Source organism: Microlunatus speluncae (assembly GCF_009299835.1).
Taxonomy (GTDB): Bacteria; Actinomycetota; Actinomycetes; order Propionibacteriales; family Propionibacteriaceae; genus Microlunatus; species Microlunatus speluncae.
This window is the reverse complement of record NZ_VKCZ01000004.1, coordinates 213,576-232,763: the sequence shown is the minus strand read 5'-3', so window position 1 is coordinate 232,763 and position 19,188 is coordinate 213,576. Positions and strand designations below refer to the sequence as shown.

At 69.8% G+C, this 19,188-nt stretch carries 19 protein-coding genes and 1 pseudogene; 8 read left to right on the top strand and 12 right to left on the bottom strand.

The genetic code is table 11. The features are described 5' to 3' along the window. The first annotated feature begins 207 nt into the window (after positions 1-207). Both FNH24_RS07415 and FNH24_RS07410 read left to right on the top strand, forming a co-directional pair. Positions 208-768: a DUF3043 domain-containing protein gene (locus FNH24_RS07415; protein WP_152361512.1), complete on the top strand. Its 561-nt coding sequence runs from the start codon at positions 208-210 to the stop codon at positions 766-768. A 7-nt stretch (positions 769-775) separates the two neighbouring features. Then, positions 776-1,894, top strand: coding sequence for a GntR family transcriptional regulator (locus tag FNH24_RS07410; protein ID WP_152361511.1), 1,119 nt, complete (start codon positions 776-778; stop codon positions 1,892-1,894). A gap of 57 nt (positions 1,895-1,951) precedes the next feature. Here the strand turns inward: FNH24_RS07410 and asnB are convergent, their stop codons facing one another. Genes asnB through FNH24_RS07385 form a run of 5 tightly spaced genes read right to left on the bottom strand, consistent with a single transcriptional unit; the run spans position 1,952 to position 7,668 of the window. Then, a complete protein-coding gene (asnB, locus tag FNH24_RS07405) occupies positions 1,952-3,460 on the bottom strand; it encodes an asparagine synthase (glutamine-hydrolyzing) (protein WP_217428081.1) in 1,509 nt (502 codons plus the stop codon). 60 nt (positions 3,461-3,520) lie between these two features. Further along, entirely contained in the window at positions 3,521-4,582 is a 1,062-nt protein-coding gene (locus FNH24_RS07400; RefSeq protein ID WP_152361510.1) for a glycoside hydrolase family 76 protein, read from the bottom strand. Continuing rightward, complete coding sequence (locus FNH24_RS07395) at positions 4,579-5,838, bottom strand: ABC transporter substrate-binding protein (protein ID WP_152361509.1); 1,260 nt, start codon at positions 5,836-5,838, stop codon at positions 4,579-4,581. The genes FNH24_RS07400 and FNH24_RS07395 overlap by 4 nt, the downstream gene beginning before the upstream one ends. A gap of 10 nt (positions 5,839-5,848) precedes the next feature. Further along, entirely contained in the window at positions 5,849-6,730 is an 882-nt protein-coding gene (locus FNH24_RS07390) for a carbohydrate ABC transporter permease (protein WP_152361508.1), read from the bottom strand. Beyond that, positions 6,727-7,668 (bottom strand): carbohydrate ABC transporter permease, encoded by a 942-nt coding sequence (locus FNH24_RS07385; RefSeq protein ID WP_217428080.1) that lies wholly within the window; start codon positions 7,666-7,668, stop codon positions 6,727-6,729. Before FNH24_RS07385 ends, FNH24_RS07390 begins: the two co-directional genes overlap by 4 nt. Positions 7,669-7,789: 121 nt before the next feature. On the opposite strand from FNH24_RS07385, the gene FNH24_RS07380 reads away from it, so the two are divergent. From FNH24_RS07380 to solA, 4 genes and pseudogenes are all read left to right on the top strand, one after another. Further along, positions 7,790-9,256: a glycoside hydrolase family 76 protein gene (locus FNH24_RS07380; RefSeq protein WP_152361507.1), complete on the top strand. Its 1,467-nt coding sequence runs from the start codon at positions 7,790-7,792 to the stop codon at positions 9,254-9,256. Between the two features lie 31 nt (positions 9,257-9,287). After that, complete coding sequence (locus FNH24_RS07375; RefSeq protein WP_152361506.1) at positions 9,288-10,301, top strand: aldo/keto reductase family protein; 1,014 nt, start codon at positions 9,288-9,290, stop codon at positions 10,299-10,301. Beyond that, positions 10,301-10,501 carry a hypothetical protein gene (locus FNH24_RS07370; protein ID WP_152361505.1) on the top strand — a complete coding sequence of 67 codons (201 nt, stop codon included), beginning with the start codon at positions 10,301-10,303 and terminating at the stop codon, positions 10,499-10,501. The genes FNH24_RS07375 and FNH24_RS07370 overlap by 1 nt, the downstream gene beginning before the upstream one ends. A gap of 45 nt (positions 10,502-10,546) precedes the next feature. Further along, positions 10,547-11,800, top strand: a pseudogene (solA, locus tag FNH24_RS32180) (N-methyl-L-tryptophan oxidase). Between the two features lie 7 nt (positions 11,801-11,807). On the opposite strand, the gene FNH24_RS07355 reads toward solA, so the two are convergent. Both FNH24_RS07355 and FNH24_RS07350 read right to left on the bottom strand, forming a co-directional pair. Next, complete coding sequence (locus FNH24_RS07355; protein WP_152361502.1) at positions 11,808-12,605, bottom strand: SDR family oxidoreductase; 798 nt, start codon at positions 12,603-12,605, stop codon at positions 11,808-11,810. An 8-nt stretch (positions 12,606-12,613) separates the two neighbouring features. After that, a complete protein-coding gene (locus tag FNH24_RS07350) occupies positions 12,614-13,357 on the bottom strand; it encodes a DUF2306 domain-containing protein (RefSeq protein WP_246186785.1) in 744 nt (247 codons plus the stop codon). 248 nt (positions 13,358-13,605) lie between these two features. Here FNH24_RS07350 and FNH24_RS07345 point away from each other — a divergent pair, with 248 nt between their 5' ends. Continuing rightward, positions 13,606-14,568: a type IV toxin-antitoxin system AbiEi family antitoxin domain-containing protein gene (locus FNH24_RS07345; RefSeq protein ID WP_152361501.1), complete on the top strand. Its 963-nt coding sequence runs from the start codon at positions 13,606-13,608 to the stop codon at positions 14,566-14,568. Between the two features lie 32 nt (positions 14,569-14,600). Here FNH24_RS07345 and FNH24_RS07340 read toward each other — a convergent pair whose 3' ends face one another. From FNH24_RS07340 to FNH24_RS07330, 3 genes are all read right to left on the bottom strand, one after another. Then, positions 14,601-15,035: a hypothetical protein gene (locus FNH24_RS07340; protein WP_152361500.1), complete on the bottom strand. Its 435-nt coding sequence runs from the start codon at positions 15,033-15,035 to the stop codon at positions 14,601-14,603. A 63-nt stretch (positions 15,036-15,098) separates the two neighbouring features. Continuing rightward, entirely contained in the window at positions 15,099-15,653 is a 555-nt protein-coding gene (locus FNH24_RS07335; RefSeq protein WP_152361499.1) for a GNAT family N-acetyltransferase, read from the bottom strand. After that, complete coding sequence (locus FNH24_RS07330) at positions 15,650-16,336, bottom strand: alpha/beta fold hydrolase (RefSeq protein ID WP_152361498.1); 687 nt, start codon at positions 16,334-16,336, stop codon at positions 15,650-15,652. Before FNH24_RS07330 ends, FNH24_RS07335 begins: the two co-directional genes overlap by 4 nt. A gap of 57 nt (positions 16,337-16,393) precedes the next feature. Here FNH24_RS07330 and FNH24_RS07325 point away from each other — a divergent pair, with 57 nt between their 5' ends. Further along, positions 16,394-17,359 (top strand): helix-turn-helix transcriptional regulator, encoded by a 966-nt coding sequence (locus FNH24_RS07325; RefSeq protein WP_152361497.1) that lies wholly within the window; start codon positions 16,394-16,396, stop codon positions 17,357-17,359. Here the strand turns inward: FNH24_RS07325 and FNH24_RS31370 are convergent, their stop codons facing one another. Then, complete coding sequence (locus FNH24_RS31370; protein ID WP_161606038.1) at positions 17,360-18,004, bottom strand: hypothetical protein; 645 nt, start codon at positions 18,002-18,004, stop codon at positions 17,360-17,362. 9 nt (positions 18,005-18,013) lie between these two features. Continuing rightward, positions 18,014-19,087: a carbohydrate kinase family protein gene (locus tag FNH24_RS07315; RefSeq protein WP_152361495.1), complete on the bottom strand. Its 1,074-nt coding sequence runs from the start codon at positions 19,085-19,087 to the stop codon at positions 18,014-18,016. Positions 19,088-19,188 lie beyond the last annotated feature (101 nt).

The following is a 19,188-nucleotide window of genomic DNA, read 5'->3' as shown; positions in this document are numbered from 1 at the left end:
TGCGGGCCCGGCTGGGGATTGACTGAAGTCAACCCTATGCCCGCAATGGTAACGAGCCCAGCGGGCACGGCCGAAGAGGTTTGGGCATTTGGGTTGCAACCCTGAGAGAATCGTGGTTCGAGCAAGGCGTACGCCCTACACCGTTGGACGCAGCCGACCCCGACGAGTCGCGTACCGAGAAGTAGAACGACAAGCCGAGAGGGACCCGTGGCACTGTTCCGCCGCCGTACCGAAGCCGCTCCGGAGCCGGAGCCGACCCCGTCCGCACCGACCGTCGGACCGGCCCGGAAGGATCGGCCGACGCCGACCCGGAAAGAGGCCGAGGCGCTGCGCCGGCAACGGGTCGGCAAGAACCTGAACTCCAAGGAAGCCCGCAAGGAGGCCAACCGCAAGGCCCGGGCCGACCGGGTCCGGGTGATGAACGAGCGCGAGGCGGCGCCGGAGAAGCAACTGCTTCGGGACTACATCGACTCCCGCTTCAACATCGGCGAGTTCGTGCTGCCGGCGCTGGTGGTGATCTTGGCGCTGACCTTCCTGAACTCCGTCTTTCCGTTCGTCACCTACATCACCACGGTGCTGATGTATCTGTTCCTGCTGGTCGCGGTGATCGACGTGTTCCTGATGTGGCGCGGCTTCAAGAAGGTGCTGGCCGACCGGATGCCGCGGACGCCGACCCGGGGCCTGCTGATGTACGGCATGAACCGCTGCATCCAGATCCGCCGGTTCCGGATCCCGCCGCCCCGGCTGAAGCGCGGCGAGAAGTACTAGTCACAGGGTGAGCGCGCTCTACCGGCAGGTCTACGACAAGCTCCGGGCCGACATCGAGCAGCACCGGATCGGCATCGGCGACCGGCTGCCGTCCGAGGCCGAGCTGATCGACTCCCACCGGGTCAGCTCGATCACGATCAAGCGCGCGCTCGACCTGCTGCGCACCGACGGCTTCATCGTCCGCCGGCCCCGGCTCGGCACCTTCGTGATCAGCGACGTGCAGACCAATGGGCAGGACGAACAGGACCCCGCCGGGGCCCGGCCACTGATCGGCTGCGTGGTGACCAACTTCGACGACACCTTCGGGACCAAGATCATCGCCGGAGCGATCGACGAGGCCCAGGCCAGCGCCCGGCTGGTGATCAACCGCAGTCTGGGCGACCCGAGCGCCGAGGACCGGCTGATCCGGGCCTTGGTCGACGCGGGCGCGAAGGCGATCATCCTCGAGCCGAGTTCGTCCGAATACGTACCGCCGGTGGTGCTGGAGTTGATCACCCAGTCCTATCCGCTGGTGATCATCGACCGGCTGCTGGACGGCGTGCCGGTCTCCACCATCGCCTCCGACAACGTCGCCGGCGCCCGGGAGGCGACCGAGCACCTGATCGGCCTGGGTCACCGGCGGATCGGCCTGATCACCAGTGCCGGCCCGGTCTCCACCCTGGACGAGCGCCGACGCGGCTTCCTGCTGGCCAACGCGACGGCCAGTGTCGATCATGATGAGCGGAACGAGTTCCGGGGCGTCGAGTCCACCCGGCCGAACTCCCTCACCCCGGTCGAGGCCGACCTCGACGCGCTGACCGCCTTCGTCGCCGACCGGCGGGAGCTGACCGGCTTCGTAGTCTCCGAGTTCAACATCGCGCTGTTGCTGCGCGAGGCCTGCCACCGGCTCGAGCTGGAGATCCCGCGGCACCGCTCCGTGGTCTGCTTCGACCACCCCGATCTGTTCTTCGACGCCGCCGCGTTCCGGTTCACCCACATCCGGCAGGATCAGGACGCCCTCGGCCGGCGAGCGGTCGAGCAGGCGCTGACCCAGATCGCCGACCCCGGCGCGATCAGCAAACACACCCTGCCGACCACCCTGGTCCCCGGCGCCTCCACCCGAAAGCTCCGCCGCAAATCCCACTAGAACCGACTTGTCAGAACTGAGTTGTGTCAGGGCACAACTCAGTTCTGACAAGTCGGCTCAGGCGGTGGCGAAGCGGCCGAGGACGTCCTCGCTGATGCCGTCCAGGCGGTCGGCGAACAGGCGCTGGTACGCCAACTCCTCGCGGCTCCGCGGTGCCTCCAGGTCGGACACCCGGTGCGCCCGCCAATTCGCGGGCAGATCCAAGGCGTGGCCGTGGTCGCGGATCAGGGCGGCCATCCCGCTGCCGTCGCCGAACTGTTCCTTCACCCGCCACAACAGATCGTCGGGCAGCCAGCCGGCGAACGCCTCGCGGAGCAGGGCCTTCTCCTGGCCGAGCCGGCCGGGCAGCCGCCAGCCGATCGGGATCGACTCGGCCAGCGCCACCAGGTCGAGATCCAGGAACGGCACCCTGGCCTCGAGCCCGAAGGCCATGGTCACCCGGTCGCAGCGCTGCAGGTTGAGGTTGTGCAGGCCGCGGACGCTGCGTTCCAGCTCGGCCTGGAGTTGATCAAGGTCGAGTTCGCGCAGGTGGTCGTAGCCGGCGAACAGCTCGTCCGCGCCCTCGCCGGTCAGCACGACCTTGACCGACCGCGCCGTGGTCTGCGCCAGCAGGTAGTTCGGGATCGCGCTGCGGACCAGTGACGGCTCGTACGACTCGATGCTGGCGACCACCTCGGGCAGCACAGCGAGAGCCTCGTCGGCGGTGTAGATCCGTTCGGTGTGGTCGAGCCCGAGGTGTTCGGCGACCCGACGGGCGGCGGCGAGATCGCTGCTGTCGACGGTCCCCGCGGCGAAGGACCGGACCGGGCCGTGCGCCGGATCGGCGTGCCGGGCCATGATCGCGGCAACGAGGCTGGAGTCCAGCCCGCCGGACAGGAAGACGCCGACCGGGATGTCGGCCATCAGCCGGCGGCGGACCGCGGTGATCAGGCGTTCCCGGATCAGTCGCCGGGCCTCGGCCCGGTCGGCCGGCACCGCCGGCGCGCCGACCTGCGGCCGGATCCGCACCAGCCCGCCCGCGGCGGTCCAGGCGTGGCCGGGCGGGAACTCCCGCACCTCGGGCCGGAGCTCCGGATCGAAGGCGCGCAACTCCGAGGCGAACAGCACCGCGCCGTCGACGTCGGCCCAGTAGAGCGGCTTGATGCCGAGCTCGTCGCGGGCAGCGACCACGCTGCCGTCCGGTCCGGCGTAGACGAAGGCGAACATCCCCCAGAGCCGGGCGATCGCCGGCACGCCGTCGCGCCCGATCAGCGCCGCGATCGCCTCGCTGTCGGACCGGGTCCGGAACGGGTAGTCCGGGTGATCGGCGCGAATGGCCTGATGGTTGTAGATCTCACCGTTGGCCACCAGCCACCGGTCGCCGGGAGCCGGCAGCGGCTGCTGCCCCTCGGCCAGATCGACGATCGCCAGCCGGGTGTGGCCGAGGAAGGTGGGGCCGACGATCCGCTGACCCTGCCCGTCGGGTCCGCGGTGGCCGACCCGCTCGACCATCCGCCTTCCCCGGGCGAGGTCGTCGGTCAAGATCACGGACGTGTTCGGGCGGTGGATCGCGACGATGCCGCACACAGGAGATTCCTCCGGACGCCGGCCTTGCTGCGGACGGCAATCGGTTGCAGGCACTCCACCCTACGTGAGTCGGCGGTCCTGACCGAACCGAGCGCGCAGCTCCAGGGCCATGATCGCGCTCAGCTGCGTCGAGTATTTGATCTTGGCCGAGCGCGGCGTACGCCAGTCGTTGCCGGCCAGCCGGGTGCAGCCCGCGGTCGATTCGATCAGCGCGTCGGTGCTGTCGATCACGAAGCCGCGCAGTTCCGTGGCGGCCGCCGACCGCGCATCGAGCCGGTCCAGCAGCAGGCCGAGGTAGCGGTAGTAGACCCCCTTGAACAGGCCGCCGTCACCGTCCCCCTCGTCACCGAACACGCCATCCGGGGCGAGCTCCCTGATCGCGGTGGCCGCGGTCCGGATCGCCCGACCGATCAACTCGTCGGGATCCTCGGCGGTCCGGGCCAGCTCCACCGCCGCGCCGACGTAGAGGCCCTGGTTGTAGGTGAACCGCCACTGGGTGTCGATCCGGCCGTCCTGCTCCCGGTTGATGCCGTCCTCGACGAATCCGGTCGCCGGGTCGACCAACGTCTCGGTCAGCCAGCCGAAGGACCTGCGGGCATAGTCGAGGTAGAGCTGATCATCCAGGAGCTCGGCCAGCCGGCAGGACAAGATCACCAGCGGCCCGTTGGCCGGCGTGTTCTTGTAGTCGAGCTGCTGCTTGCGCCAGGCCAGGCTCGGGCCGACGTGATCGTTCCAACCGTGCTCGACCACGTGCCGCCAGATCGCGGCCGCGTCGTCGCGATAGGCCGGCTCGCCGGTCGCGTGATGCAGCCGGAGGATCGCCAGCGCGTACCAGAGCATGTCGTCGAAGTAGTCGTTGAACAAAGAGCCGCCGTTGCGTTCCCTGATATTGCGGCAGGTCGCGACCGCCGCCTCCAGTGATCGTTGATCACCGGTGCGGAGGTAGGCGTCGAGCCGGACGTCGATCACGTGGGCGAGCCACCAGTAGTTGAAGACCACGTCGTCGCCGGTCGGGTGGCCGTTGTGCAGCAACTGCGGCCACGGCGCGCCGAAATGATCATCGAGCAACTGCTGGGCGCGGTCGGCGAGCACGCCGGCGGTGGTGATCTCGAGGTCGGTCACTTGCGCTGCTCCGCCAGGATCTGATTGCCGCGCTTCTCCGCCTCGGCCAGGGCAGCCTCGGCGGTGATCTCGCCGGACATGAAGCGCTGCAACTGCGGGATCAGCGCCTTGCCCTCCATGTCGGAGTAGCCCTTGACCGTCGGCCGGGTCTGGGCGTATTTCATGGTCGCCACGAAGGCCGCGTACTTGTCGCTGTCGGTGAAGTACGGGTCCTCGGCGGCCTCGATCAGGGCCGGGATCCAGCCGGACAGCCGGCCGAATGAGACGGCGTTGGCCTTCTCGGTCGCCCACCACTTCATGAAGGCCCAGGCGCCGTCGGGATTCTTGGCGCCGCGCGGGATGATCAAGCCGAAGCCGCCCATGTTGGCTGCCTGATCACCGTTCGGCCCGGCCGGCGGCTCGGCGATGCCGTACTTCAGCGTCTTGACCTTGTCCAGGTCGGCCAGCGCCCACGGGCCGTCGTACTTCATCGCGATCTTGCCCTCGGCGAAGCCGTCACTGCCGGCGCCGAAGCCGAGCTGGTAGACCTTCTCGTCCAGCAACTGCTTCCAGAAGTTCAACACCTCGATCCCCTGCGGGCTGTTGAACGCCACGGTCGTCTGATCCTCGGACAGCATGCTGCCGCCGGCCTGCCGGATCCACATGTTGAACAGGCCCGGATCGTCGAGCGAGAACCCGGACCGGGTCAGCTTGGCGCCGGTCCGCTTGGTCAGCGTGGTCGCCACCTGCTTCAGCTCGGCCCAGTTGGTCGGCGGTTCGACCCCGGCCTCGGTCAGCAGTTCGGCGTTGTAGAACAGGGATCGGTTGTCGACCAGCAGCGGCAATCCGTACCGCTTGCCGTCGACGGTCATCTCCTCGACGGCCGGGCCGTAGAACCGAGCAAGATCGATCTTGTCCGCGGCGATCCGATCGTCCAGGGCGGCGAAGGCGTTCTTGCCGGCGTAGATGGAGGTGTTGAAGCGATCCCAGAGGACGATGTCCGGGACCCGGCCGCTGGCCATCCCGGTGAGCAGCTTCTGCTCCACCTCCTCCTGGGCGACGAAGGTGACCTTGTAGTCGGTCTGGGCCTGGTTGAACGCGTCGGCCTGGGCCTTCAGCTGCTTGGCCTGCTCGCCGGACCAGCCGCCCCAGAACGTCACGTCCTTGATCCCCGAGGGACCGCTGGCGGTGCCACCGGTGGACGGCCCGCCGCACGCGGCGAGGACGACGAGCAGGCCGGCGATCAGCGCGGCCGCGGCGATTCTGATGGTGCGCATCGTTGAACTCCTATTTGCTGGCGCCCAGATGGGCGACACCCTCGATGATGTGGCGCTGGGCCAGGACGAAGATGATCAAGACCGGGACACTGGACAGCACCGTGCCGGCCATCAGCGGGCCGTAGTCGGTGACCTTGTCGTTGACGAACGTGGACAGCGCGACCTGGACGGTCAGCATGGTCGGATCATTGAGCACGATCAGCGGCCAGAGGAAGCCGTTCCAGCCGGCCTGGAAGGTGAGCACGCCGAGCACCGCCAGCCCCGCCGCCGCCAGCGGCAGATAGACCTGGGCGAAGATCCGGAACTCACCGGCGCCGTCGATCCGCGCCGCCTCACCGAGCTCGTCCGGCAGGCTCTCGAAGAACTGCTTCATGAAGAACACGGCGAACGGGCCGGCGGCGCCGGGCAGGATCACCGCCCAGTAGGTGTTGATGAAGCCGAAACCGCCCTGGCCGAGCAGGTCGTTGCCGCCGGCCAGCGGCCAGTAGCGCAGCACCAGGAACGCGGGCACCATGGTGACGATCCCGGGCACCATCATCGAGGCGAGGAAGGCGCCGAAGACGATCTTGCGGCCGCGGAACCTGAGCTTGGCCAGCGCGTAGCCGCCGAGCCCGCCGAAGAACAGGTTGGTGACGCAGCCGATCAGGGCCAGGAAGAACGAGTTGAACAGATACCGGGCGAACGGGGTTTCATTGAACACCCGGGTGTAGTTCTCCCAGGTCGGCGTCTTCGGCAGCAGCGACAGATAGTTGCTCAGCGCCTCACTAGCCGGCTTGAACGAGGTAGCCAGCGTCCAGACCAGCGGCATCACGGTGCTGAACGCGATCGCGATCACCGCGATCCACCACAACACCTGCTTGACGATCTTGGTCGGTGTGGCCCGTCTGGTCATGACTGTCCGCCCATCCGATTGATCCGTACGTTGATCACGGTGAAGACCAGGATGATCGCGAACAGGATGAACGACAGCGCCGAGGCGTAGCCCATCTCCAACGCACCGAACCCCTTGTCGTAGATGTAGTAGACGATCGTCACGGTCGCGTTGCCCGGACCGCCCTTGGTCAGCACGAAGGCCTGGTCGAACACCTGGAACGCACCGATGATCAACAGCGTGGAGACCAGGAACATGGTCTTGGAGATGCCTGGCAGGGTGACGTGCCAGAAGCTGCGCCAAGCGCCGGCGCCGTCCAGCTGGGCGGCCTCGTAGAGATCCCGTGGCACGCCCTGCAGTCCGCCGAGGAAGATGATCATGTTGCCGCCGAAGCCGGCCCAGATGCTCATCGCGACGATCGCCGGCATCGCCCACTGCGACTCGTAGAGCCAGGCCGGGCCGTCGATGCCGAACCAGCCGAGCACCACGTTGAACACGCCGTACTGCGGATTGAGCAGCCAGAACCAGATCGAGGCGGTGGCCACCGTCGAGGAGACGACCGGGATGTAGAAGAGCGTCCGCAGCACCCGGACCGCCCGGCTGCTGCGGTTGAGCAACAGCGCGGTGGCCAGCGCGACGATGATGCCGAGCGGCACGTACATGATCGTGTAGTAGGCCGTGTTGCGCAGCGCCACCCAGAAGAACGGGTCGCCGAACACCTTGCTGTAGTTCGCCCCGCCGACCCAGGCAGTCTCCCCGACGATCGAATAGTCGCTGAAACTGAGCACCGCGGCGATCACCATCGGGACCAGCAGGAACGCGACGAAGAGCAGGATCGGCAGGGCCAGGAACAGCCAGCCGCTGATCGTCTGCTGCCGGGCCGTCGTCCAGCCGCGCCGGCGCCGGGGCATTCCGGTCGCGGGTGCGACCCGTACCGGATCTTCGGTGATCGACGCCATCCCTGCCCCCTCGCTGAAACTGGGGCTATTCCTACACCAATGGTTACCTCAAGGACAATATGAATATATTGATTGAGATGAATCCTTGACGAGACCGGTCCGGGGGATCTAGCGTCGGGCCATGACCCGACGCGCCATCGGCGCCGCGATCGCGGCCCTCGTCACCATCGGCATGATCACGCTTCCCACCACTGCGGCGGTCGCCGCGCCACCCGACGCCCCTGCGGCGCGGGACACCGGGGACTCCCGGACCGCCGCGGCGCGGCTCGCCGCCGAGCAGCAGGCCTCCGAAGATCGACTCGCGGACGGCGCGACGATCTACGGCCGGTCGATCGAGCTGCACATCTCCGACGCCGACGCCCTCGGCTGGGCCCGGATCAGCAACGGCGATCCGACCGACGAGGTCTGGCTGGACCGTTCCTTCGACGGCGGCGAAACGGTCGCCGACGAGCGGCTCGGCTACTCGACCATCCCGGCCGGCACCCGCTCGGTCACCACCCCCGAGTTCAGCCTCAACGACGGTGATCGAGAAGGGGTGTTCCGGGCCTGCGGCAAGGCCGGCAACGTCGCCGACATCGCCTGCACCGGCTGGGTCGGGGTCGAGGAACCGCAGACCGCGGGCACGCCGGCCAAGCGGGCCATCGACGCCCTGATGCGCTTGTACAACGAGGACACCGGGCTGTGGAAGACCACAGGCTGGTGGAACTCGGCCAACGTGCTGACCGCGGTGCTGGACTACCAGATCGCCACCGGTGACGACCGCTACGAGTGGGTGATCGCCAACACCTATGACAAGAACAAGGACGCCCAGGGCGGCAACTTCACCAACGATTACATCGACGACACCGGCTGGTGGGCGCTGGCCTGGATCCGGGCGTACGACATCACCGGCGAGCAGCGCTATCTGGACACGGCGATCTTCGATGCCGAATACATGTGGGACACCTGGAGCGACGTCTGCGGCGGCGGCGTGATCTGGAACATCAACGTGAAGTACAAGAACGCGGTCACCAACGAGCTGATGATCAAGGTGCTGGCCAGCCTGGCCAACCGGGTCGACGATGCCAGCTTCCTGGACCGGGCGGTGCAGAACTGGGAGTGGCTCCGCGACAGCGGCATGATCAACTCCCGGAACATGATCAACGACGGCCTGAACGACGCCTGCGAGAACAACGGTCAGCCGACCTGGACGTACAACCAGGGCATCGTGCTCGGCGCTTTGGCCGAGCTGGAAGCGGCCACCGGCGACAAGCAGTATCTGCGCACGGCCCGGAAGTTGGCGCTGGCCTCGACCCGGGACCGCGGCATCAACCCGAAGGGGATCCTGACCGAGCCCTGCGAGGCGGGTGACTGCGGCGCCGACGGCCCGACCTTCAAGGGTGTCTATGTCCGCAACCTGGCCGAGCTCAACGCCGCCCTGCCGGGTCGCCCGTTCCAGGTCTATCTGGAGCGGCAGGCGAAGACGTCGTACGCCAAGGACCGCAACCGCTTCGACCAGTACGGCCTGCACTGGGCCGGCCCGCTCCGCTTCATCTCGGCCGCCACCCAGCAGAGCGCGACCGAGGCCCAGGTGGCCCCACTGCGCTGATCTCCGGAAACCGGTGTGACACGGTTAGGGCATGGAGTTTCGATTTCTGGGCCGGAGCGGCCTCAAGGTTTCGGCGGTCAGCTACGGCAACTGGGTGACCCACGGGTCGCAGGTCGAGGCCGAGCAGGCCGCGCTGTGTGTCCGGGCCGCGCTGGACGCGGGCATCACCACCTTCGACACCGCCGATGTCTACGCCAACACCAAGGCGGAAACGATCCTCGGCGACGCGCTGGAGGGTCAGCGGCGGGAGAGCCTGGAGATCTTCACCAAGGTCTACTTCCCCACCGGTCCGGGCGGACCGAACGACTCGGGGCTGTCCCGTAAGCACATCCACGAGTCGATCAACGGCTCGCTGAAGCGGCTGAAGACCGACTACGTCGATCTCTACCAGGCGCACCGATTTGATCACTTCACGCCGCTGGAAGAGACCATGGAGGCGTTCGCCGACGTGGTCCGGCAGGGCAAGGCGCTCTACATCGGGGTCAGCGAGTGGACCGCTGATCAACTTCGCGCCGGCCATGCCCTGGCCCGGGAGCTGAAGATCCCGTTCGTCTCCAATCAGCCGCAGTACAACGCGATCCACCGGGTGATCGAGGCCGAGGTGGTGCCGGCCTCGCTCGAGCTGGGGATCAGCCAGGTCGTCTTCTCCCCGATCGCCCAGGGGGTGCTGACCGGCAAGTACCGGCCGGGGCAGGCGCCGCCCGAGGGATCCCGGGCGACCGACCAGGCCAGCGGCGCCAACTTCATCAAGGGTCTGGTCAGCAACGAGGAGTTGCTGGAGCGGGTGCAGCGGCTGCTGCCGCTGGCCGAGGCCGAGGGCCTGACCATGGCCCAGCTGGCCGTCGCCTGGGTGTTGCAGAACGAGAACGTGGCGACCGCGATCACCGGCGGCTCCCGGCCGGAGCAGATCACCGCCAACGCCGCGGCCGCCGGCAAGCAACTGTCGGCGGAGACGATGAAGGGCATCGACGAGGCCCTGGGCGAGGCCATCGTCACCGACCCGTCGCTGACCGCCAAGTCGGCCCCGAGCAAGCGGCTCACCTGATGGCCTGGCATTGGACCTACCAGCCGGCACCGGCCGGCGGGACCGAGCGGAGCATGGACTTCCCGCGCCAGGGCGACGCCGAGTCCTGGCTCGGCGAGACCTATCCGGACCTGTTCGAGGACGGGGTCCGCTCGGTCACGCTGTGGGAGAGCGAGCGGAAGGTCTACGGGCCGATGAGCCTGGAGCCGGACGGGGCCTAGGAGGGTGGTGTCGAACGGTGGTCGTAGCGAGCGGCGTCCAGGTGCGTGCCCGGCAAGGCGGAGGAGAAGGTCGTAGCGGTGTCCTACGGACGCCGACGACAACGCGGCCGGGTGCGTGCCTGGGCGTCGCTCGGTGCGGCCACCGTTCGGCACCGCCCTCCTAGTCGGGTGGACGCCGAGGTCGCCGTCGTCGGAGTCGGCACGATGGGTTCGATGGCCCTGTGGCAGCTGGCCCGGGCCGGGGTCGCCGCGATCGGCTTCGAGCGGTGGAGCCCGGGGCACGACCAGTCGGCGGCGGGCGGCGAGTCACGGATCTTCCGGACCGCCTATCAGGAGGGCACGGCCTACGTGCCGCTGCTGCTCCGCGCCCATGATCTCTGGCGGGAGCTGGAGGCAGAGTCGGGCATCGACCTGTTCACGGCCTGCGGCTGCCTGATGATCGGGCCGCTCGAGCACCCGGACCTGCGCCGAGTCCTGACCTCGGCGCAGACCTACGACGTGCCGCACCGGGTGCTCGACCATGATCAACTCGTCGAGCGCTATCCCCAGTTCGCCTTTCTGCCCGGTGATTCCGCGGTGCTGGATCGCCGGGCCGGCGTGCTCCGGCCCGAGTTCGCGATCGCGGCGGCCGCCCGGCGGGCCGAGCAGCTGGGCGCGTCCGTCGTGACCGGCACCCGGGTCCGGGCTGTGGAGCCGTCGAGCTCCGGCGTCGTGCTGCGGACCGACGACCGCGACTACCGGGTCGGGCAGGCGATCCTGGCGCCCGGGCCGTGGTTGTCCCGGCTGCTGCCGGACCTGGCGCCGTACGTCCGGCCGAAGAAGGAAGTGCTGAGTTGGTATCAGGCGCCGCGGCCGGAGGCGTAGGGGCCGGAGCGGTTCCCGGTGTTCGTCCGGTACGGGCAGGACCCGCACGTGTTCGGCATGCCGACCCTGGACGGCGGTTCGGTCAAGGTCGGGCTGTGGCCGCAGGACGGCGAACTGCCGGACGGCGATCCCGATCGGCTGGACCGCACGGTCGCGCCGGAATCGCTGGCGCCGACGAACGCGGCGGTGGCCCGCTTCCTGCCCGACCTGATTCCGACGCCGGTACGAATCTCGGCCTACCTGGACGCCTACAGCCGAGATGATCACGGCCTGGTCGGCCGAATGCCGGGCCGCGACAACCTGGTGGTCCTGGGCGGCTTCTCCGGTCACGGCTTCAAGCTGGCCCCGGTGATCGGCGAGCTCGCCGCCGGCTTGATCACCGGCACCGAGCCCGCCTTCGACCTGACCCATCTGGCACCAGGGCGATTCCGGTGATCGTTCGTCAGCTGCCGCCGAAGCCGCCGTTGCTGTGGAGCAGTTGGCCGTTGATCCAGCTGCCCTGATCGGACATCAGGAACCGAACCAGATCGGCCGTGTCCTGCGGCGTGCCGAGCCGGCCGGCCGGCGTCGCCGCGGTGCCGGCGGCTCGAATCTCGTCGGTCATCCAGCCGGTGTCGATCGGGCCGGGATTGATCACGTTGGCCCGGACGCCGCGATCCTTCAGCTCCGCCGCGGCCGAGATCACCAGCCGGTCCAGGGCACCCTTGCTCGTCCCGTAGGGGAGGTTGTGCGTCGTGTGATCACTGGTCAGCGCGATGATCCGGGCCAGCGCCCGGCCGCCGTGCTCGACGACCGGCAGCCGCTCGGCGAACGCCTTGATCAACAGCCAGGTCGCCCGGGCGTTGACGGCGAAGTGCCGGTCCCAGCTTTCGATCGTGGTGGTCAGGATCGAGCTGTCCACCGACTCGCAGTGCGACATCACCAACCCGAACAGGTCGCCCTGCGCCGCGGCGACGGTGATCAACTCGGCCGGCCCGGCCGGATCGGCGAGATCGCCCGCCACCAGCTCGACCCGGCGACCGAGTTCGCGGCACTCGGCGGCGATCGCCTCCGGGTCGTCGGTTCCGTGCTCCAGCCCGACCCGGTCGTCGTACGGGCGCCAGTAGTTGATCACCAGATCCCAGCCGTCCGCGGCCAGCCCGAGTGCCAGCCCGGCCCCGATCGACCGGCGCCGGCCGACGCCGGTGATCACTACCGTGCCACGCGGCCGTTCCGTCTCATCCTCAGTCCCAGGTCGCATCCGGCCAACTATGCCAAGCTCCGGTCTCGGCCGGGCGCGCGGTCCCGCTCGGGGCGCCGGCGGCGGCGCAGGATCCACCACTCGACGATCAGCAGGTTGACCACCCAGCTGAGCCAGGCCGAGGGTGAGACGGCGGCCTGCACCACCGGATCGCCCGGATCGGTGCCGTTCGGCGCAAAGATCATCAGGCACGCGATCATCCAGAGCCGATTCGTGACGATCGAGAACGCCAGCCCGAAGCTGCGGATCATCCACTCCCGGTGATCGGCGAACCGCCGCTGCCGCACGGCCCGGAAGCCGGCCGCGGTGGTGCCGAGGAGCAGCAGTGCGAGCAGGGTGTTCGCGACCTGCTGGGTCGGCCCGCCGGCCGGGAACTGGGCGACGAACAGCGCGCCGAGCCCGGTCGGGATCGCCATGATCACGTACAGCCGGCCGGTCCAGCGGTGCACTCTCCGGTGCCGGTTGCGCAGCCAGGGCCACAGTTGCAGCACGCCGCAGCCGAGCAGCACGGCGCCGGCGAAGATGTGGGTCACCAGCACCGGATAGAAGAGCGGATGCCGATCGACCGGCAGCCGAGCCTGCCCCGGATCCAGCCCCAGATAGGGCGGCAGCGCGAACGCCAGGAACGCCACGGTGACGACGGCGAGACCGATGATCCACGGCCGCCGCCGCCAGCCCTTCCGAGTCCGGACCGGGCCACCGCCGGCGTCCTCCGGAGGGGCATCGCGGACCAGCGTGTCCCCCGCCATCATCGGCTCCCCGGCCGATTCGGAAACTGTGTATGCATAACACAGATTCAAGGCTCGAATGCCCCGCCGCACGATCCGGCCAACCGGTGCCTTGGCCCTGCGGTTAACCCGACCTCGCCGTCGACAAGCCGGTCAACTTGGCCGGGTAGTCGCGGCCAAGTTGACCTTTATCCCGCGAGCGCGCGGAGTTGTCCACAGAAATGAGGCTGGGCGGTGGCTCGGCGGCGGCTCGCCTGGCACAGTCCCGGACTGTGCACCCACGTCAGGCCGTGCCGCCGGAACTGCTCCGGCTGGCCGCCTACCAGGATCGCGTCGTGAGCCGGGAGCAGGCGCTCGGCCTCGGCCTGGGCCGGCACGCGCTGATCCGGCTCCTCGGCGAGGAGGCCTGGCGGCCGCTGACCCGGGGCGTCTACTGCACGGATCCGGCCGAGCCCGATTGGCGGAGTTGGGCCTGGGCCGGCCTGTTGGTCGGCGGCGACGAGGCGCGGCTCGGTGGCGCCGCCGCCGGTCACCTGCACGGCATCATCGAGGAACCCCCGGCCGTGATCACCGTACTGGTGCCGGGTTCGGGCGGCCGGCCGCGGATCGCCGGCCCCTGGGACTTCCGGCGCGAGCAGCCCGGAATGCGCCGGCCCGGACGGGGCTCCCCGCCCCGGACCGGCGTCGAGGACACGCTCCTCGACCTCGCCGCGACGGCCGAGTTGGACGACCTGATCGGCTGGATCGGCCGGGCGGTGCAGTTGCGACGAACGACGCCTGACCGGCTCCGCGCCGCGCTCGTCCGGCGCCCCAGAATGCCGCGACGCAAGCTGCTCGGCGAGTTGCTCGACGACGCCGCGGCCGGTGCTCGCAGCCCGCTCGAGCAGCACTACCTCCGCGACGTCGAGCGGGCGCACGGACTCCCGATCGGGACTCGGCAGGCGACCCTGCCCGGCAGCGAGATCGACGTCTGGTATCAGGCGTACGGATTGCTCGTCGAGCTGGACGGGCACCGCGGACACGACGGCGCGGGCCGATTCCGCGACCTGCGCCGGGACAACCGGTCGACCGGTCGGGGCCTGGCCACGCTGCGGTACGGCTACGGCGATGTGGTCGGCTCACCCTGTCGCGTCGCACACCAGCTCGCCGCCAACCTCGCGCTCCGCGGCTGGCCCGGCCCGCTCACCCCGTGCGAAGGGTGTCGGGCCATCATGCCGGTCAACTTGGCCGGGTAGTCGCGGCCAAATTGACCGCTATCCGGCCGGGATCATCGGTGCCGGCCGAGCCAGCTCACGTACGTCTCGGGATCGCGGGCCGCACCCTCGGTCGAGTACCGAAGGTCGACGGCGAACTGGCGGTCGGCGACGGCCCAGTCCGGCCGGTCCAGGAACGGAATGGTGAGCACCCGGGCGCGCAGCGGGACCACCTGCCAGGTCCCGGCCGACGGCTGCAGCACCGCCGCCGCGGTGACCGTCTGCACCGCCTCGATCGCGATGAACTCCGGATAATGCTGCACGGTGAAAGCGCCGACCTCGAAGCCCCAGGCCACCGGACCGGCCACCCGCGCGAGATAGCGCTCGGACAGGACCCGGGCCAGCACGTCGCCCGGCGCGGCGCTGTCCTCGAACTCCCAGGCAACCGAGTGCGGGACGACGTCGTCGCCCATCGCGACGGAATCCCGGTCGAGATAGACGGTGATCACGACCCCAATCGTCACAGACCGTCGGCTCGACTTCGTGGGGTGGCATTGACGGGTCGGCCGTGATCAGAGGTGGCGGTGGACGATCCAGGCGTGTTTGCCGACCTGGCGGAGCCGGGTGAAGCCGAGGTCTTCGAACAGCTCGACGGTCGCACTGAACAGGAATCGGCCGTGTGCCACCCGGCCGTCGGTCACCTCCGAGATCGCCTCGACCAGGCCGCCGCCGGCCGCGCTGATCTGGTCCAGGGCGCCTTCCAGCGCGGCCCGGGCGACGCCCTGGCCGCGGTGCCGCTTGTCGACGAAGATGCAGGTGATCCGCCAGTCCGGGGTCGGCGGCGGCTGCTTCTCGTACTCCCGCCGGTGCTTGATCCCCAGGCCGGCGGTCGGACCGAACTGGGCCCAGCCCTGGGCGGCACCATCGGCGTCGAGGACCAGGGCGGCGTGGGCCTCGCCCGTCCGGACCAGTTGCTCCTTGGCCGCTCGATGGCCGATCCCCGGTTCGCCCCGGTCGCGGTGGAATCCGATGCACCAGCAGCCGCCGAAGATCCCGTTGTTCCGCTCGACCAGCTCGGCGAACCGATCCCAGGTCGAGCCGTCCAGGGTCACGATCGAGAGGCTCATGACACGCCGCGGGCCACCCCGTCGAGCACCCGGGCCAGCTCGGCCGGGCGGCTGGTCATCGGCCAGTGCCCCGAATCGATGTCGGCGTAGGAGACGTCACCGGCCCTGGCCAGCTCCGGCAGGTCGCCGCCGTCGACCCATTCCTTCGCATCGGCGGCGCTGAACTCGGGACAGACCAGGGTGACCGGGACGTCGAAGCGGCGCTCGTCGGTCAGCCGCACGATCCCACCGGTCACCCCCTCGGGCACGGCGACCGCGCCGGCGGCCAGCTCGCGCCGCAGCGGCTCGTCCAGGTCGGCGATGTCGGGCCCCGCGAAGGGCTCCCAGCCGGGAAAGGCCATCACGCCGTCGACGATCGGGAAGGCCGAGAAGTACGGGTCGCCGTCGGCCGTCGGGAACCCGCCCACCAGGGCCACCCGGGCCACACCGTCCGGCCGGCGGTCGGCGACCAGCCAGGCCAGGGCGCTGGCCGCCGAGTGGCCGACGACCAGCGGCCGGTCGGCGGCATCCACGGCGGCCAGGACGGCAGCGAGCTGATCGTCCAGGGTCGCGGTCGATGCGCCGTCGCCCTGACCGGGCAGGGTCAGGGCGACCGGACGGTGCCCGAACCGAACCAGTTCGTCGGCCGTCTCCCGCCAGACCGCGCCGGTGAGCCACATGCCAGGGATGAGGATGATGTCCATGTCGGTGAACCTAGAACCGGTTCCGGACGTTCAGCTTCCTGATTAGGCTGCGACTCGATGGACAGTCGCGAGGAGAGTCCCACCGCGCGGGCGTTGCGCACGCTCGAGTTGCTGCAGGCCGCCCCGGGCATCACCGCCACGGCGCTGGCCGACCGGCTCGGCGTGACCGACCGCGCCGCCCGGCGCTACGTCGCGATCCTTCGCGAGGCCGGGGTGCCGGTGGAGTCGGTCCGCGGGCCGTACGGCGGTTACCGGGTCGGTCGCGGCCTCCGGCTGCCGCCGCTGGTCTTCTCCTCCTCGGAGGCGCTCGGGCTGGTGATGGCGGTGCTGGACGGCCACCACGCGGCCGCCGATCCGGACGATCCGGTCGGCTCCGGCCTGGGCAAGCTACTGCGGGCGCTGCCGGAGGCGGTCGGCCGGCAGGCCGCGGTGCTCCGGGCGAACGCGCTCGCCGCCCCGGACCGGAACTCGGCCCGGCCGGACCCGGTCCTGATCACCGCCGTGGTCGACTCGGTCGCGGCCCAGCGGCGCGGGCGGCTGTCGTACCGGACGGCGTCGGGGACGTCACTGGAGACCGTCGTCGATCCCTGGGCCGTGGTGGTCCGCAACGGCCGCTGGTATCTGCTCTGCCTGGCCCATTACGTCGACTCGGTGCGCACCTTCCGGATCGACCGGGTGATCGCGTACGAGCCGCTGGCCGACCGGTTCGAGCCGCCGGCCGACCTCGATCCGGTCGCCCTGCTGGAGCAGCATCTCGGCGCCAGCTGGGAATACCGGACGCAGGTGGTCTTCGCGGCCCCGGCCGCCGCCGTCGCGCCGTACATCTCCGGTCCGATGGGCCGGCTGGAGCCGGTCGACGACGGGCACTGCCGGCTGACCGGGAGCACCAGCAACCCCGCCATGTATGCCGGCGAATGGCTGTCGGCGTTGCCGTTCGAGTTCCGGGTGGAGGGCGGCGACGAGCTCCGCCAGGCCGTGGCCGAGGTGGCCCGGCGAATGGCCGCGGCGATCACCGACTCGTGATCACAGCTCCGTGAGCCAGGGGTGCCCGGGGTGGGCCAGCTCCAGGGCGGCGCGGAGCCAGTCCCGCCGTTCCGGCTCCAGCCGGGGCAGCACGGCCTCGAAGTCGAACTGATCCTTCGGCCGCAGGCCGCGGGCCTTGTGCAGCAGCTGGATCTCGGGCCGGAGGTAGTTCACGCCGTCCTGGCGCCACAGGATGTCGGCCAGCGGCAGCCGGATCCGCTGGTCCCGCTTGTAGGACCAGGTCTGCTGATCAACGGTCATCAGGATGATGTCGTACGCCCACGGCTCGTCTCCGCCCGGCCGCAGCCACAGGTTCTCGCACTCCTCCGGCAGCAGCTTCTCCGGCGGCCCGTCCGGATCCTCGTCGGGAAGCAACGGCAGCAGCGAGCCGCGGTCGGCGATCCAGACATCGAACCGGCCGGCGAGGTGCCGGCGGAGCAGGGCCAGCTCGTGCCGGGGCACGCTCGGATCAAGATCACCGTGCGGCCGCTGGACGCCGGTGAACGCCTCGATCGCCCAGCCGCCGGCGATCCACCAGCGGCCCGGGTAGCCGTCGAACAGCCGGGCGGCCTCGGTGGGGGTGAGTCCGGCCGAGTGCCCGTACAGTCGTTTGAGTTCCTGCTCGCTCAGGTCGTTGATCGCCACCGGAGCAGACTACTGCGGCGCGGCCGAGTCATGATCATGATCATCTTCTTCGGAGCCCAGCAGCTCGCCGAGGCCGATCGTCGCCATCGCCCGGCGCACCTTGCCGTCAACCCCGGCCGGGATCAGGTCGGGCAGGAAGGAGAAGTCGCGGGCATAGCGCTCCGAGCCCTTCGCCCCGGCCCACCAGGCGGCCAGATCGGCCCAGCCCGGCGCGGCCAGCGCGCCGCCGAACTGCTGCACCGACAGCGCCGCGCACAGCCCGGCGAACCGGAGCCGGTGGGTCAGCGACAGCTCGCGCAGGGTGCCGAACATCAGCCCGGCCAGGAACACGTCGCCGGCCCCGGTCGGATCCAGCGCCGGTACGGACAGCGACGGCACCCAGGCGGTCTCCCCGGTCTCGGCGTCGGCCGCGAACGCGCCGCCGGTGCCGGCGGTGACCACGGCCAGCGGCACCCAGTCCCGGATCACCTCCAGCGCCGCGCCGGGCGAGTTGGTCCGGGTGAACCCCATCGCCTCGCCCGCATTCGGGACGAACGCGTAGCAGCCGCGCAGCCGTTCGATCAGAGTGGCCGTGTCCCAGGTCTCGGTCTCGTCCCAGCCGACGTCGGCGAACACCCGGACCCCCCGGTCCAGCGCGTGATCGAGCCAGGCGGCGCGCTCGGCCGCCATGTCGGCGTAGGCCAGCCGGGTCGCCGGCGGGTCGATGATCAACTCGGTCGGGCCGAGCGGCGGCGGATGGGCGTGGGTGATCATCGCCCGGTCGTCGTCGTAGGCCAGCGACACGGTGACCGGCGAATGCCAGTTGCGGAACTGCCGGGCCGGCCCGAGGTCGACGCCCTCCAGCTCGGCCAGCACGTGCCAGCAGTATTCGCCGTAGATGTCGCCGCCGAACGCCGTCGCCAGCGAGGTGCGCAGGCCGAGCCGGGAGGCGGCGACGGCCAGGTTGGCCACGCCGCCGGGGCTGGAGCCCATCCCCTCGGTCCAGACCTCGTGGCCGCCGGCCGGCGCCCGGCCCAGGCCGGTGAAGATGATGTCGAGGAACACGGTGCCGGTGACGAACACGTCGAACTCGGGCTCGGCCATCGCCACCTCCTCCGTCGTCGGCCGCCGAACTCAGCGCTCCCTGAGCCCGGTCGAAGCGACCACGCTACCGTTCCGGACATGGAGATCGGGCGCGGAGGACA

Coding starts and splice junctions, on each gene's coding strand:
- FNH24_RS07395 (WP_152361509.1), bottom strand. CDS start 5,838: ATGCGCACCATCAGAATCGCCGCGGCCGCGCTGATCGCCGGCCTGCTC.
- FNH24_RS07390 (WP_152361508.1), bottom strand. CDS start 6,730: ATGACCAGACGGGCCACACCGACCAAGATCGTCAAGCAGGTGTTGTGG.
- FNH24_RS07385 (WP_217428080.1), bottom strand. CDS start 7,668: ATGGCGTCGATCACCGAAGATCCGGTACGGGTCGCACCCGCGACCGGA.
- FNH24_RS07380 (WP_152361507.1), top strand. CDS start 7,790: ATGACCCGACGCGCCATCGGCGCCGCGATCGCGGCCCTCGTCACCATC.
- FNH24_RS07375 (WP_152361506.1), top strand. CDS start 9,288: ATGGAGTTTCGATTTCTGGGCCGGAGCGGCCTCAAGGTTTCGGCGGTC.
- FNH24_RS07370 (WP_152361505.1), top strand. CDS start 10,301: ATGGCCTGGCATTGGACCTACCAGCCGGCACCGGCCGGCGGGACCGAG.
- FNH24_RS07355 (WP_152361502.1), bottom strand. CDS start 12,605: ATGCGACCTGGGACTGAGGATGAGACGGAACGGCCGCGTGGCACGGTA.
- FNH24_RS07350 (WP_246186785.1), bottom strand. CDS start 13,357: ATGATGGCGGGGGACACGCTGGTCCGCGATGCCCCTCCGGAGGACGCC.
- FNH24_RS07335 (WP_152361499.1), bottom strand. CDS start 15,653: ATGAGCCTCTCGATCGTGACCCTGGACGGCTCGACCTGGGATCGGTTC.
- FNH24_RS07330 (WP_152361498.1), bottom strand. CDS start 16,336: ATGGACATCATCCTCATCCCTGGCATGTGGCTCACCGGCGCGGTCTGG.
- FNH24_RS07325 (WP_152361497.1), top strand. CDS start 16,394: ATGGACAGTCGCGAGGAGAGTCCCACCGCGCGGGCGTTGCGCACGCTC.
- FNH24_RS07315 (WP_152361495.1), bottom strand. CDS start 19,087: ATGGCCGAGCCCGAGTTCGACGTGTTCGTCACCGGCACCGTGTTCCTC.